Source organism: Burkholderia sp. HMSC10F09 (genome assembly GCF_001806955.1).
Classification (GTDB): Bacteria; Pseudomonadota; Gammaproteobacteria; order Burkholderiales; family Burkholderiaceae; genus Burkholderia; species Burkholderia multivorans.
Genome location: NZ_KV786803.1, coordinates 1 through 12939, shown reverse-complemented (window position 1 = coordinate 12939; position 12939 = coordinate 1). Strand labels below are relative to the sequence as shown.

The 12939-nt window shown below is 68.7% G+C and carries 13 protein-coding genes and 1 pseudogene; 12 read left to right on the top strand and 2 right to left on the bottom strand.

The window, feature by feature from the left end; genetic code table 11:
- Positions 1 to 500: amidase family protein (locus tag HMPREF3115_RS19950; RefSeq protein WP_256276294.1), on the top strand; the 500-nt coding region annotated here is incomplete at its 5' end.
- Positions 501 to 515: 15 nt separating this feature from the next.
- Here HMPREF3115_RS19950 and HMPREF3115_RS19945 read toward each other — a convergent pair.
- The gene (locus HMPREF3115_RS19945) at positions 516 to 1562 is read right to left on the bottom strand and encodes an AraC family transcriptional regulator (RefSeq protein WP_070555716.1); all 1047 of its coding nucleotides are present in this window, start codon (positions 1560 to 1562) and stop codon (positions 516 to 518) included.
- Between the two features lie 241 nt (positions 1563 to 1803).
- Between HMPREF3115_RS19945 and HMPREF3115_RS19940 the strand changes: the two genes are divergently transcribed.
- From HMPREF3115_RS19940 to HMPREF3115_RS19890, 11 genes are all read left to right on the top strand, one after another.
- Complete coding sequence (locus HMPREF3115_RS19940) at positions 1804 to 2274, top strand: 2,4'-dihydroxyacetophenone dioxygenase family protein (RefSeq protein WP_006403016.1); 471 nt, start codon at positions 1804 to 1806, stop codon at positions 2272 to 2274.
- Positions 2275 to 2351: 77 nt separating this feature from the next.
- The gene (locus HMPREF3115_RS19935; protein WP_070555714.1) at positions 2352 to 3140 is read left to right on the top strand and encodes an SDR family oxidoreductase; all 789 of its coding nucleotides are present in this window, start codon (positions 2352 to 2354) and stop codon (positions 3138 to 3140) included.
- A gap of 115 nt (positions 3141 to 3255) precedes the next feature.
- Positions 3256 to 4599: an MFS transporter gene (locus HMPREF3115_RS19930; RefSeq protein ID WP_070555712.1), complete on the top strand. Its 1344-nt coding sequence runs from the start codon at positions 3256 to 3258 to the stop codon at positions 4597 to 4599.
- A gap of 59 nt (positions 4600 to 4658) precedes the next feature.
- Positions 4659 to 5417, top strand: a complete 759-nt coding sequence (locus HMPREF3115_RS19925) for a class II aldolase/adducin family protein (protein ID WP_006409796.1) — start codon at positions 4659 to 4661, stop codon at positions 5415 to 5417.
- A gap of 56 nt (positions 5418 to 5473) precedes the next feature.
- Positions 5474 to 6592 carry a porin gene (locus tag HMPREF3115_RS19920; protein ID WP_070555710.1) on the top strand — a complete coding sequence of 373 codons (1119 nt, stop codon included), beginning with the start codon at positions 5474 to 5476 and terminating at the stop codon, positions 6590 to 6592.
- Between the two features lie 103 nt (positions 6593 to 6695).
- Positions 6696 to 7157 (top strand): (2Fe-2S)-binding protein, encoded by a 462-nt coding sequence (locus tag HMPREF3115_RS19915; RefSeq protein WP_006405039.1) that lies wholly within the window; start codon positions 6696 to 6698, stop codon positions 7155 to 7157.
- Complete coding sequence (locus HMPREF3115_RS19910; RefSeq protein WP_070555708.1) at positions 7154 to 9475, top strand: xanthine dehydrogenase family protein molybdopterin-binding subunit; 2322 nt, start codon at positions 7154 to 7156, stop codon at positions 9473 to 9475. The genes HMPREF3115_RS19915 and HMPREF3115_RS19910 overlap by 4 nt, the downstream gene beginning before the upstream one ends.
- A gap of 89 nt (positions 9476 to 9564) precedes the next feature.
- The gene (locus tag HMPREF3115_RS19905; RefSeq protein ID WP_070555706.1) at positions 9565 to 10545 is read left to right on the top strand and encodes an NADPH:quinone oxidoreductase family protein; all 981 of its coding nucleotides are present in this window, start codon (positions 9565 to 9567) and stop codon (positions 10543 to 10545) included.
- Between the two features lie 674 nt (positions 10546 to 11219).
- Positions 11220 to 11996, top strand: a complete 777-nt coding sequence (locus HMPREF3115_RS19900) for a Crp/Fnr family transcriptional regulator (RefSeq protein ID WP_070555704.1) — start codon at positions 11220 to 11222, stop codon at positions 11994 to 11996.
- 30 nt (positions 11997 to 12026) lie between these two features.
- On the top strand, positions 12027 to 12227 hold the full coding sequence (locus HMPREF3115_RS19895) for a winged helix-turn-helix domain-containing protein (RefSeq protein ID WP_006405033.1): 201 nt from the start codon (positions 12027 to 12029) through the stop codon (positions 12225 to 12227).
- A gap of 74 nt (positions 12228 to 12301) precedes the next feature.
- Entirely contained in the window at positions 12302 to 12622 is a 321-nt protein-coding gene (locus HMPREF3115_RS19890) for a hypothetical protein (RefSeq protein ID WP_053297375.1), read from the top strand.
- A gap of 40 nt (positions 12623 to 12662) precedes the next feature.
- Here the strand turns inward: HMPREF3115_RS19890 and HMPREF3115_RS29760 are convergent.
- Positions 12663 to 12939 (bottom strand): annotated as a pseudogene (locus HMPREF3115_RS29760) (lytic transglycosylase); the annotation flags it as partial.

Genomic DNA, 12939 nt, shown 5'->3' with positions numbered 1-12939 from the left:
CGCTCGAAGCGGTCGCGCGCTTCTGGGGCGCGCGGCTGCGCGGCACGCTGGCCGCGTTGCCCGCTGCGCGGCGCGAGCTGGTCGCCGCGTTCGTGCGCCGGCGCGCGGAGGTCGTTGCGGACGCAACGGGCGATACGATCTATGCCGCCTATGCGCAGATGCTCGCGCTGCGCGCGCAGACGGTCGCGGCGACAGCCGAGTTCGACTACGTGCTGTCGCCGACGTTTCCGCAGCCGCCGTTCGCGGCCGAAGCGACCCATATCGACCAGGACGGACTGCATCCGATCGAACAGGTGGTGTTTACGCTTGCGTTCAATCTCTCGGAGCAGCCGGCCGCGTCGATCAACTGCGGCTATACGCGCGACGGCTTGCCGATCGGCCTGCAAATCGCCGGGCGCCGCTTCGACGATCTCGGCGTGCTGCAGCTCGCGCGCTGCTGGGAACAAATGGACACGGTGCGGCGGCCATGGCCCAAGCCGGTGGCCGCACGCGCGGCCTGAACGCCACGCGCGGCGTCACGCCGCGTCTTTGGCCGACGCGCGCGCGGATAGCGCCGTGTAGCGCGTCGGCGATACGCCGATGTACTCGCGAAACCCGCGGCTGAAGTTCGCGACGTCGCTGAAGCCGACCTTCGCCGCGATCTGCGTCACCGTCAGCCGGCCTTCGTCGAGCAGTCGGCACGCATGCGCGAACCGCGTGCGCCGGCATACGTCGCGGAACGTGTGTCCCTGGCTGCACAGATAGCGGTTCAGCGTACGCACGGTCACGTTCATCGCGGCCGCGACCTCCTCCCTCGAGAGCCGGAAATCCGCGCTCTGCGTCAGCATCATCTCGATCAGTTCCACGACGTCGTTTGCGTCCGCACGCGCGCGCGTGCGCGCTTCGCACTGCGCTTCCGCCACGCGTTTCGACAGCGCGTTCGCCATCGGCAGCGGCCGCTCGAGCAGCGACGCGGCGATCACGATCGTGACGCCCGGCGTGCTGCGCGCGCCGAACCGATAGCGCGCGAGGCGGCGCCCGAGATAGCGGTGGACGTCGGCGGGCGCCTCCGTCGACAGACGGATTTCGTAGTCGTCGGCCTCCGCGCCGACGATGCCGTCGATCTGCACCTGAAACGCGACCGCGAGCGCCTCGACGAAAAAGCGCAGCGTGCGCGCCTGCATCGCGACGGTCGGCGTGTAGGTGATTTCCGCGAACCGGCCGCGCCGCACATAGCGCATCGTGACGACCGGCACGATCAGATGGTAGTAGCGCGCGGCGAGCCGCACGAGTTCCTCGAGCGTGCTGCAGCTGAGCAGCGCATAGCCCAGCGGGCCGTGCGACGTGAGCCGTGCGTAGCGCCCGGCATCGAGCCCGAGGTGCGCGCAGCCGCTGACCGCGCTTGCCGTTTCGATCAGCCGGTCGAGCTGCGCGAGCGTGAGCGTCGCGGCCGGATCGTGCAGCGTGCGCGGGTCGAACCCGCAGCGCGCGATGAATTCGCTCGGGTCGCGCATGTGTTCGGCGACGATCCGCGCAAGGCGCGCGTAGTAGCGACCAGGCAGGCGATGGACGGTAGGGCGCACGACATGTCTCCACTATCCGGGCGCGCGATGCGCTGTCCCGATTCGATAACGCAGTGTCCCATTTCGACAACGGCATAACAACCGGGGTTGACCATCATAGGTGGACCGGCGCACGCAACGCATGCGCCGGCGCATGGCGGGCGGCGCACGACGGGCGGCCGCACCGCTGTCAGACACCGCGCGCGCCGCGCAGCGATTTCCGGTTCGGAACGCGACGACGCGCCATCGACGGAGAAGACGGATGTTCTACGAAAACGTGGCGACCGAATGCATCGACGACGCGTCGATTCCCTGGGTACCGATGTCGGACAAGCTGCCCGACGTGCTGCTGAAGTATTTCAAGCTCGACCCGACGCGCGGCGAAATCATCGCGCTGATGAAGTCGCCGGGTCACGGCCGGCTGCCGAAGCATCACCACACGGGAACGGTGATCGTCTACACGCTGCAGGGGCGATGGAAATACATCGAGCACGACTGGGTCGCGGGCCCGGGCAGCCTCGTGTTCGAGACGGCCGCGTCGCGCCACACGCCGGAAGCGCTGCCGGGCGACGACATCGTGACGCTGAACATCGTGCAGGGCGATCTCGTCTATCTCGACGAGGAGGATCGCGTGCTGTCGATCGAAAACTGGAAGACGGCGATGCAGCGCTACCGCACGCATTGCGAACGCAACGGCATCGTGCCGAAGGACATCTCCGCGTTCGGCGGCTGACCGGCCGGTGCGAACCGTTCCGCCCGCGTCGCGGCACGACGCGCGCGGCTTGCTGACTCTCATTCGAATCGAACGACATGAAATCGAACTCTCTTCGCCTCGCCGGTAAGCGGGCGTTCATCACGGGCGCCGCCGGCGGCCTCGGCAGCGCGATCGCGAGCCGGATGGCCGAGCACGGTGCGCGCGTGTTCCTGACCGACAACGGCGACGCCGCCGCCCTCGCGCGGCTCGCGGACCGGATCAACAGCGCGTGCGGCGAGCAGGTCGCATGGAGCGCGGTCCAGGACGTGCGCGACGAAGCGCGCTGGGACGCGTTGCTCGCCGAGGCGGCCGACGCGATGGGCGGCGTGTCGGTACTCGTCAACAACGCGGGCGTCGGCTCGCGCGGCGGCCTCGCGTCGATTGAGCAGAAGGAATGGCGCCGCGTGATGGAGGTCAACGTCGAAAGCATCATGCTGGGCTGCAAGCATGCGATGCCATACCTGCGCGATGCGCAGCCGGCGTCGATCGTGAATATCTCGTCGGTCGCCGCGTTCCGCGTGGACCCGGACCTGATCGCGTACAACACGTCGAAGGCCGCGGTCGCGATGCTGACGAAGTCGATCGCGATCGACTGCACGCGCAACCGCGTCGACGTGCGCTGCAACTCCGTGCATCCGGCCTATGTGCGCACCGGCATGGTCGCGGCCGTATTCGAGCAGCTCGGCGACGAAGCCGCGACGCGCGAACTCACGCGCCACATTCCGATGGGGCGGCTCGGCGAGCCGGACGACGTCGCGTACGCGGTGCTGTATCTCGCGTCCGACGAAAGCCGCTTCGTGACGGCGTCGGAGCTCGTCGTCGACGGCGGGCTGTGTCCGGCGTAAGCGCGGGCCGGCGCGGTGCCGGTCCGTTCGTGCGACGCCGCGCGCGGCGGCCGCTTCAACGTGCGTGGAGGCTGCGTCGCAAGGCGGCCGTCCGCCGGTTTTCCAGAGGGTGACCATGTCCTCCAGTGCAGGCAAATATGCGGGCGCGGGGCTCGCGCTCGTGCCGCGGCCGCAGATCGATGCGGTGTATGCGAAGGTCACGCGGCGTCTCGTGCCGTTCCTGTTCGTCTGCTATCTGTTCAGCTTCATCGATCGCTCGAACGTCGGCTTCGCGCAGCTGCAGATGAAGTCGTCGCTCGGCTTCAGCGACGCGGCCTACGGAATCGGCGCGACCATGTTCTTCGTCGGCTACGCGCTGTTCGAGGTGCCGAGCAACCTGCTGCTGCAGCGAATCGGCGCACGCGCGACGCTGTTCCGGATCATGGTGCTGTGGGGCGCGGCGTCCGCGGCGACGATGTTCGTGCGCACGCCGGCCCAGTTCTATCTGCTGCGCTTTCTGCTCGGCGTATTCGAGGCCGGCTTCTTTCCCGGCATCGTGCTGTACCTGACGTACTGGTTTCCGTCGAACCGCCGTGCGCGCGTGATCGCGCTGATCCTGATGGCGAGCGTCGCCGCCGGCTTCGTCACGGGCCCGGTCTCGGGCGTGATCCTGAAATCGCTGCACGAAGCGGGCGGGCTCGAAGGGTGGCAATGGATGTTCGTGCTCGAAGGGCTGCCGACGATGATCGCGGCCGGCTTCGTGTTCGTGCTGCTGCCCGACCGGCCCGAGCACGCAGCGTGGCTCGACGACGCGGAGAAGGCGCGGATTCGCGAGGCGCTCGAGGAAACCGGCGAGCCGCTCGAGTCGCGTTCGCTGCTGCGCGTGCTGAGCGATCCGCGCGCGTATCTGCTCGCATTCGGCATCTTCGTGAACGGATGCACGGGCTACTTCCTCGCGTTCTGGGTGCCGACGCTGATCCGCGAACTCGGCGTCGCCGATCCGCGCGCGATCGGCCTGTACACGGTGATTCCGAACGCGTTCGGGATCGTCGCGATGATTCTTTACGGCCGCCATTCGGATCTTCGCAACGAGCAGCGGATGCACTGGGCGCTTGCGTTCGTCGTCGCCGCGATCGGCTTCGTCGCCCTCGGCCGCACGGTGCAGCACAGCCTGCCGTGGACGATCGCCGCGCTCGCGTTCGGCGGCTCCGCACTGGTTTCGTCGACGCCGATCTTCTGGGCGATGGCGACCCGCTACTTTCCGAAAGGCCGCGCGGCGGCCGGCATCGCGTTCGTCAATTCGCTCGCGAGCCTGTCGGGCGCGAGCCCGGCGCTCGTCGGCCTCGTGAAGGCGCGCACCGGCAGCCTCGTGCCCGCGATCGACGTGATGGCCGTGATGCTCGTGGTCGCGGCGCTCGCGGTCGGCTACGGAATGCGCAATGCGCTGCCCGCGGCCGCACGCGGCCCGCACGGCCGATGAGCGCGCGCGACGCGGCCGCCGGTCCGGCAGTCATTTGATCAATTGAAGGGGAGCACGACATGAACGAATCCGACGTGAAGCGCAGCGTGTCCGCGCAGGAATGGCAGGCACGCGTCGATCTGGCCGCGGCGTACCGGCTGACCGCGCTGTTCGGTTGGGACGACCTCGTCTATACGCATATCTCGATGCGTATTCCGGGCACGCACGCATTCCTGCTGAACCCGTACGGGATGATGTTCGACGAGATCACGGCCTCGTCGCTCGTGAAGATCGATCTCGACGGCAACAAGCTCGCGCCGTCCGAGTACGACATCAATCCGGCGGGCTTCACGATCCACAGCGCCGTGCACGCGGCGCGCGAGGACGTCGCGTGCGTGATGCATACGCATTCGCTGAACGGCGTCGCGGTGTCGGCGCAGGCCGACGGGCTCTTGCCGATCTCGCAGCAGGCGCTGCTCGTGATGCGCTCGCTCGCGTATCACGACTACGAAGGGATCGCCGTCGAGCCGGACGAGAAGCCGCGGCTCGTGCGCGATCTCGGCGAGCGCAACGTGATGCTGCTGCGCAACCACGGGCTGCTGACGGTCGGCGCGAGCGCGGCCGCCGCGTTCGTCGGCATGTATTTCGCGGAAGCCGCGTGTGCGATCCAGGTGCGCGCGCAGGCGGGCGGCGGCGCGCTGCGCACGATCCCGCAGCCGATCCTCGACGGGATCGCGCGACAGTCCCGCATCACCACGCGCGACATGGGCCCCGAGCAGCTCGTCTGGCCGGGCCTGCTGCGCCGGCTCGATCGGCGCAATCCCGGCTATGCGAGCTGAGCGGCTGCACCGCGAGCGCGCGATCCCCACATAACGACGAAGCTAAGGAGACACACATGCGGACAACCTCGCTGGCGCTCTGCGGCGCCACGCTCGCGCTCGCGTCGGGCGCCGCGTTGGCGGCCGACTCGTCGGTGACGCTGTACGGCATTGCCGACACGTTCATCCAGTACCTGGGCAACGGCGGCGCGCATTCGTTTTCGGAGCGCAGCGGCGGCTCGTCGACGTCGGTGTTCGGGCTGACCGGCACCGAGGATCTCGGCGGCGGACTGCGCGTGCGCTTCGTGCTCGAGAACGGCTTCAACGTGAACAACGGCTCGCTGTACCTCGACAGCACCGCGATGTTCGTCCGTCAGTCGTGGGTCGGCCTGCAGCACGACCGCTACGGCACGCTGTCGTTCGGCCGCCAGTACGGGCCCGGCTTCTATCTCGTGTATCCGACCGACCCGTTCGGGCTGAACGATGCGACGTCGCTGTATTCGGGCAACATGGCGACGATCGACCGGCGCACGCTCGCGACGCAGTACGACACGGGCCGCGCGGACAACTCGATCCTGTATCAGTCGCCGGTGCTCGGCGGCTGGCGGCTGCGCGCGATGTACGCGTTCGCGTCGAGCGTCACGCAGCCGCTGCGTCGCACGAACGGCAACGAGTTCGGCGCGACGCTGAGCTATTCGGCACACGGACTGTACGCCGGCATCGGCTACGGCAACCAGCGCTCGGGCACGCTGTCGTTCCCCGGCTTGCCGGCCGCGCTCGACGTGCCGAGCGCGCAGTACTTCGGCGCGGCGCTCGGTTACCGGTGGGGCATCGTCAACTTCCAGTTTCATTACACCTACAGCCGGCCGGACGATCCGTCGCCGGGCTCGCTGACGGCCCGGCTCGACAGCGCCCACCCGTACAGCGTCGTGCAGCTCGGCGCCACCATCGCCGCGACGGTATCCGACACGATCGAAGTCGCGGTGGTGCACCGCAACGTGCGCGGCGCGCACGACAATGCGATCGGCGCGGAGCTCGGCATCGACCATTCGCTGTCGAAGCGCACCAGCGTGTATGCGCGTGCCGGCTGGATCCGCAACAACGGCAGCTCGACGGCGAGCTGGAGCGGCGTGTCGGTGTCCGCGCCGGGCGCGACGCAGGTGCTCGCCGGCGTCGGCGTCACGCACCGGTTCTGAGCCTCGCCGCGTGCGACACCTGCCGGCGGCGGCCGGCGACGCCAAATGCACGGTTCGGTTAAAGTCTGCGTGCAGGTAAGCGTCCCCAACCAGGAGGTGAACAATGATCACGCTGACCCTCAACGGTAGCGAGCAGCACTTCGACGGCAATCCCGACATGCCGTTGCTCTGGTATCTGCGCGACGTGCTCGGTCACACGGGCACGAAGTTCGGCTGCGGCATGGCGCTCTGCGGCGCCTGTACGGTGCATCTCGACGGCGTCGCGATTCGCTCGTGCATCACGCCGGTCGCGGCGGCCGCCGGCAAGCACGTGACGACGATCGAAGGACTGTCGGCCGACGCGACGCATCCGCTGCAGCAGGCCTGGCAGGAGCTGAATGTCGCGCAATGCGGCTACTGCCAGGCCGGGCAGATCATGCAGGCCGCGTCGCTGCTGAAGACGAACCCGCACCCGACCGATGCCGACATCGACGACGCGATGTCCGGCAACATCTGCCGCTGCGGCACCTACACGCGCATTCGCGCGGCGATCCGGCTCGCGGCGAGCCGCGGAGGTGCCGCATGAACGCGCAGCCACTCTCCGTCTGCAACGAAAGCCGCCGCGCGCTGCTGCTCGGTTTCGCATCGGGCGGGCTGCTGCTCGCGTTCGGCGTACCGTCGCTCGCGCGCGCGGCCGCCGGACAGCCGCCCGTCAGCGCGAATCCGCAATACGGCGGCGCCGGCATGCCGCACGGGCTGCGCGACGATCCCAATCTGTTCGTCGCGATCGCACCGGACGGCACCGTGACCGTCACCTGCATCCGCTCGGAGATGGGGCAGGGCGTGCGCACCAGCGTCGCGCTCGTCGTCGCCGACGAGCTCGGTGCCGACTGGGCGCGCGTCAAGGTCGCGCAGGCAGTCGGCGACGAAGCGCGCTACGGCAACCAGAACACCGACGGCTCGCGCAGCCTGCGCCAGAGTTTCGCCGCGCTGCGTCGCGCGGGCGCGGCCGCGCGCACGATGCTCGAGCAGGCGGCGGCCGCGACGTGGGGCATCGACGTACGGCAGGTGAAGGCGACCGTGCATCAGGTCGTCGACACGAAGAGCGGACGCCGGCTCGGCTACGGCGAGCTGGCCGCGAAGGCGGCGGCGCTGCCCGTGCCCGATTCGGCGGCGCTCGTGCTGAAGGCGCCGACCGAGTTCCGCTATATCGGCAAGGGCGAGACTGCGCTGATCGACGGTCGCGACATCGTCGCGGGCCGCGCGCAGTACGGGATCGACACGCGGCTCGACGGGATGCTGTACGCGGTCGTCGCGCGGCCGCCGGCATACGGCGACACGGTCGCGTCGTTCGATGCGGGCGCCGCGGAGAAGCTGCCGGGCGTCGTGAAGATCGTGCCGCTCGCATCGACGCCGCTGCCCGCCGGCTTCCAGCCGCTCGGCGGCGTGGCCGTCGTCGCACGCGACACGTGGACGGCGATCCAGGCGCGCAAGCAGTTGAAGATCGACTGGAAGCGCGGGCCGAACGCCGGCTACGATTCGGCCGCGTACCGGAAGACGCTCGAAGCGGCCGCCGCGCAACCGGGCGACGTGATCCGCAACGACGGCGACACGGCCGCGGCGCTCGCGGGTGCCGCGAAGCGCGTGCGCGCGACCTACTACGTGCCGCATCTCGCGCACGCGACGATGGAGCCGCCGGCCGCACTCGCGCGTGTGGCCGACGGCCGCTGCGAGGTGTGGACCTGCACGCAGGCGCCGCAGACCACGCGCGACGAAGTCGCGAAGGCGCTCGGGCTGCCGGCGGAGCGCGTGACGGTCAACGTGACGCTGCTCGGCGGCGGCTTCGGCCGCAAGTCGAAGCCCGACTACGTCGTCGAGGCCGCGCTGCTGTCGAAGGCGGTCGGCGCGCCCGTGAAGCTCACGTTCACGCGCGAGGACGACATCGCACACGACTATTTCCACGCGGTGTCGCTCGAAGCGTTCGACGGCGCGCTCGACGCGGCGGGCAAGGTCGTCGCGTGGCAGCACCGGACGGTCGCACCGTCGATCCAGTCGACGTTCAAGGCCGGCGTCGTGCACGAGCAGCCGGGCGAGCTCGCACAGGGCATCGCCGATCTGCCGTTCGCGATTCCGAACGTGCGCATCGAGAATCCGGCCGCGCCCGCGCATACGCGGATCGGCTGGTTCCGATCGGTCTACAACATTCCGCATGCGTTCGGGATCCAGAGCTTCGTCGCGGAACTCGCGCATGCCGCAGGCCGCGATCCGAAGGACTTTCTGCTCGACCTGATCGGCCCCGCGCGACGCTTCGAGCCGCATATCGCGGTGAAGAACGTCAACTACGGCGAAGATCCGGCGCTGTATCCGGTCGATACCGGGCGGCTGCGGCGCGTCGTCGAGACCGTCGCGCGCGAGGCCGGCTGGGGGCGCACGCTGCCGAAAGGGCACGGGCTCGGCATCGCGGCGCATCGCAGCTTCGTGTCGTACACGGCAGTCGCGTGCGAAGTGCAGGTCGGCGACGACGGTGCGATCGCGGTGCCGCGCGTCGACATCGCGATCGACTGCGGTCCGCAGGTGAATCCGGAGCGCGTGCGCTCGCAGCTCGAAGGCGCGGTCGTGATGGGGCTCGGACTTGCGCTGCACGGCGAGATCACGTTCAAGGACGGTCAGCCGGAGCAGAGCAACTTCAACGGCTTCCAGGTGCTGCGGATGAACGAGGCGCCGCGCGAGATTCGCGTGCATCTCGTCGCGCCGGACGACTATGCGACGCCGCTCGGCGGCGTCGGCGAGCCCGGCCTGCCGCCCGTCGCGCCCGCACTGACCAACGCGATCTTTGCGGCGACCGGCAAGCGGATCCGCAGCTTGCCGATCGCGGATCAACTGCGCGACAGCAAGGTCGCGTGATGCGCTGTCGCGCGCCGGGCCGCCCGCGCGGTCCGGCGCGCGCCGTTCGATTCGATGCGCGATCGCGTCGCGCAAGGAGAAATCACACCATGAAAGCCGTGTTGTGTACCGCGTTCGGACCGATCGACACGTTGCGTATCGACGACGTCGCGATTCCGGAACCGGGCGCCGGGCAGGTGCGCGTGCGCGTGAAGGCCGCGTCGCTGAACTTTCCCGACGCATTGATCGTGCAGGGCTTGTATCAGGTGAAGCCGGCGCTGCCGTTCTCGCCCGGCGCGGAGTTTGCGGGCGTGATCGACGCGGTCGGCGACGGCGTGACCGACTGGCAGCCCGGCGATGCGGTCGTCGCGTTTACCGGCCACGGCGGTTTCGCCGAGCAGTGCCTCGCCGACGCGCGTCAGATCGCCGCGTTGCCGCCGGGGATGACGTTCGAACAGGGCGCGGCGCTCGTGCTCGCGTACGGCACGTCGCTGCACGCACTGCAGCAGCGTGCGCGGCTGCAAGCGGGCGAAACCCTGCTGGTGCTCGGGGCGGCCGGCGGCGTCGGGCTCGCGGCGATCGAGATCGCGAAGGCGCTCGGCGCGCGCGTGATCGCGGCCGCGTCGAGCGCCGACAAGCTCGTGCTGTGCCGCGCAGCGGGCGCCGACGACACGATCGACTATGCGACCGAAGATCTGCGCCGACGCGTCGACGAACTGACCGGCGGGCGCGGCGCGGACGTCGTCTACGATCCGGTGGGCGGCGCCTATACGGAAGCAGCGTTGCGTGCGACCGCGTGGCGCGGCCGCTTTCTCGTCGTCGGCTTCGCGGCCGGCGAGATCCCGAAGATCGCACTGAATCTCGCGCTGCTGAAGGAGCGCGACATCCTCGGCGTGTTCTGGGGCGACGCCGTGCGGCGCGATCCGGCGCAGCATGCGGCGAACATGCGTCAGCTCGCGCAGTGGTTCGCGACCGGCAAAATTCGGCCCGCGATTACCGAACGCGTGCCGCTCGCGCACGCGATCGACGCGATCGCACGGATCGCAAACCGGCAGGTGAAGGGCAAGGTCGTGATTCTGCCCGAGGCGTGATCGAGGCGGGTGAGGCGAATGCCGTTGAGGGTCGGCGCGGCGTTCGCGTGAATCGCCCGTAGGCATGCATGTGCCAAATGGTTGCGTAAGCGACCATACAGCGAGTGTGCTTTCCCTGCCGACGAATCGCCCCATCACGTGGATGCGTCGTTTCCCGATTTTGTCTCGATCGATGTTGAATCGGGATGAACGGAGCGTTTCATCGTCCGTTCATGATCGTGGTGCCGGATCGTACAGACTCGCGCAGGTCGTTTCGGCATCGAGGGCGCAGCAGGGCGGCGCGCACGTAGCGTCCCCGGCTCTGAAACGCATGACAAATGCGCGTTATCCCACTCAACGCGCTTTCCTGCCCGACGCGAAACAGTCCCGCGGATCGCGTTCGATCATTTCCTCTCGTCACGGCATTGACCGCCGAATGTGACCCGTTGCGTGTGCAGCCGACCGCGTGACGCGAATTTCGAAACGGATCGGACGACGCTCGCCGGCGTGTCCGCGCGTTGCCCGACGAACAACTGTCAAATTACTTCAGGTGATGAAAGCGGGGCATTCCGGGCGTCGGACCCGCGTGATAACGTTTTGCAAACGTCGCGACAAAAAGCGGAAAGAACCGCAAGGCGATGAAAGAATCCATGCTCGGTGGCCGAGGGTAGCAACACATTCGTACGAGGTGCACCGTGACACATCAGACAAACAACGTCATCGAGCTGCCGTACGCGCTCGATGTTAACCACTTCTTGTCTGCGCTGGACGGGGCAAACCGTTCGGCATTGGTACCTCATTTGCAGCTCTGTCACGTCGACACGGGCGAGATCCTGTGCGACGCCGGTTCGACACTGCCAGCCGTCTATTTTCCGGTGACGACCGCCGTGTCGGTGCAATACACGATGGCCGGCAAACCGACGCTCGCCGTCGCGGAGATCGGTTGCGAGGGCGTGGTCTGTGACGATGTCGTGGGCGGTGACAGCGCGATGCCGCGCCGCGTGGTCGTGTACCGCGGCGGTTTCGCGTACCGGATCGACGCGCGGCGCTTCAACGACGCATGCGATGCATCGCCGCTGATTCGGCGGCAGATCTTCATGCGCGTGCAAGTCGTGCTCGCGCAGATCTCGCATACGCTCTTCTGCAGCCGTCACCATCCGATGCAGCACCAGCTCGGTCGCTGGCTGCTGATCGCGCACGACCGCTCGCGCAGCGTCGAGATACCGATCACGCATGGGATGCTCGCGCAGATGCTCGGCGTACGACGCGAAACGATCACCGATATCGCGCAGACGTTGCAGAAGCTCGGGCTGATTCGGCAGCATCGCGGCTCGATCGTGCTGACCGATCCGGCGGCGCTCGCCAACGCGACATGCGGCTGCCATCGCGCGATCCGCGACGAGGCGCAGCGCATCCTCGCGTTCGGTCGCGAGACGCGCGCGCAGACGGAATGCCGCGTGCATACGCTGTAATGCAGGTAGCCGAATGCGGGCGGCGCAGCGGTGCTGTCGCGCGGCGAGATCCTCGCGCTGCTCGGTCCGCGCGCGGCGGCGAAGTCGGAGCGCGGGCTCGACGTGCTGGTGTTCCGGCTGCGCGGGCTGATCGAGAACGCGGTCGGCGGCTATCGCTATATCCGTACCGTGCGCGGCAAGGGCTACATGTTCGTGCCGCTCGGCACGCTGGCGGACGACGACGTGCGTTGACCGCATTGCCGGTGCGGTAACATGCGGACGGCTTGGCGTGCGGCAAGCAAGCCCAATCGGACCAGGAGAAATCGATGAAGCGAACGATGACGACGATCGCATTTTCAGTTGCGTGCGCAACCATCACGGGATGCGCAGCGAATGGAGCCGACACGATGCAGACACAGATGCCGGCCTCGCCGCCCGCTGCGGGGCACGCCTGCAAGGCCGACGCGGCGCCCGACGATGCGCTGATCGGCAAGACCGAAGCCGACGCGGCCGCGCTGCTCGAGGGCTGCCTGTGGCGCGTGATCGAACGCGACGGCAAGTCCTTGCCGGGGACGATGGATTATCGGCCCGAGCGGCGCGACCTCGCGATTCGCGACGGCAAGGTCGTCGGGGTACGGCGCGGCTGACGCGCGCATCGCCGCGTCGCGACGCGGCCGGCGGCGCACATCATTGCGAGATGTACCAGAGCGCGTCGGCGCTCGCGCGCGAGCGCGGGCTCGGCGCAGCCGGCTGCTGCGGTGTCGCGGCCGCCGGCGCCGCGCTCGAGGTCACGGCGCTCGGCGTCGTCACTGCGGCCGCTGCGGTATTGGCGGCCGGCGCGGACGGGGAGCCGGTATTCAGATACCACAGCGCGTCGGTCGACGCGGCCCGCTTCGCGGGCGTCGCGCCGGCCGCCGGCTTCGAAGCCGGGGCGGGCGCCTGGCCGGTGGCGACCGTCGCGGCG

Excerpts from the sequence above, each read along its gene's own strand:
- HMPREF3115_RS19920 (WP_070555710.1), top strand. The coding sequence starts at position 5,474 with ATGCGGACAACCTCGCTGGCGCTCTGCGGCGCCACGCTCGCGCTCGCG.
- HMPREF3115_RS19940 (WP_006403016.1), top strand. The coding sequence starts at position 1,804 with ATGTTCTACGAAAACGTGGCGACCGAATGCATCGACGACGCGTCGATT.
- HMPREF3115_RS19915 (WP_006405039.1), top strand. The coding sequence starts at position 6,696 with ATGATCACGCTGACCCTCAACGGTAGCGAGCAGCACTTCGACGGCAAT.
- HMPREF3115_RS19930 (WP_070555712.1), top strand. The coding sequence starts at position 3,256 with ATGTCCTCCAGTGCAGGCAAATATGCGGGCGCGGGGCTCGCGCTCGTG.
- HMPREF3115_RS19925 (WP_006409796.1), top strand. The coding sequence starts at position 4,659 with ATGAACGAATCCGACGTGAAGCGCAGCGTGTCCGCGCAGGAATGGCAG.
- HMPREF3115_RS19910 (WP_070555708.1), top strand. The coding sequence starts at position 7,154 with ATGAACGCGCAGCCACTCTCCGTCTGCAACGAAAGCCGCCGCGCGCTG.
- HMPREF3115_RS19890 (WP_053297375.1), top strand. The coding sequence starts at position 12,302 with ATGAAGCGAACGATGACGACGATCGCATTTTCAGTTGCGTGCGCAACC.
- HMPREF3115_RS19935 (WP_070555714.1), top strand. The coding sequence starts at position 2,352 with ATGAAATCGAACTCTCTTCGCCTCGCCGGTAAGCGGGCGTTCATCACG.
- HMPREF3115_RS19905 (WP_070555706.1), top strand. The coding sequence starts at position 9,565 with ATGAAAGCCGTGTTGTGTACCGCGTTCGGACCGATCGACACGTTGCGT.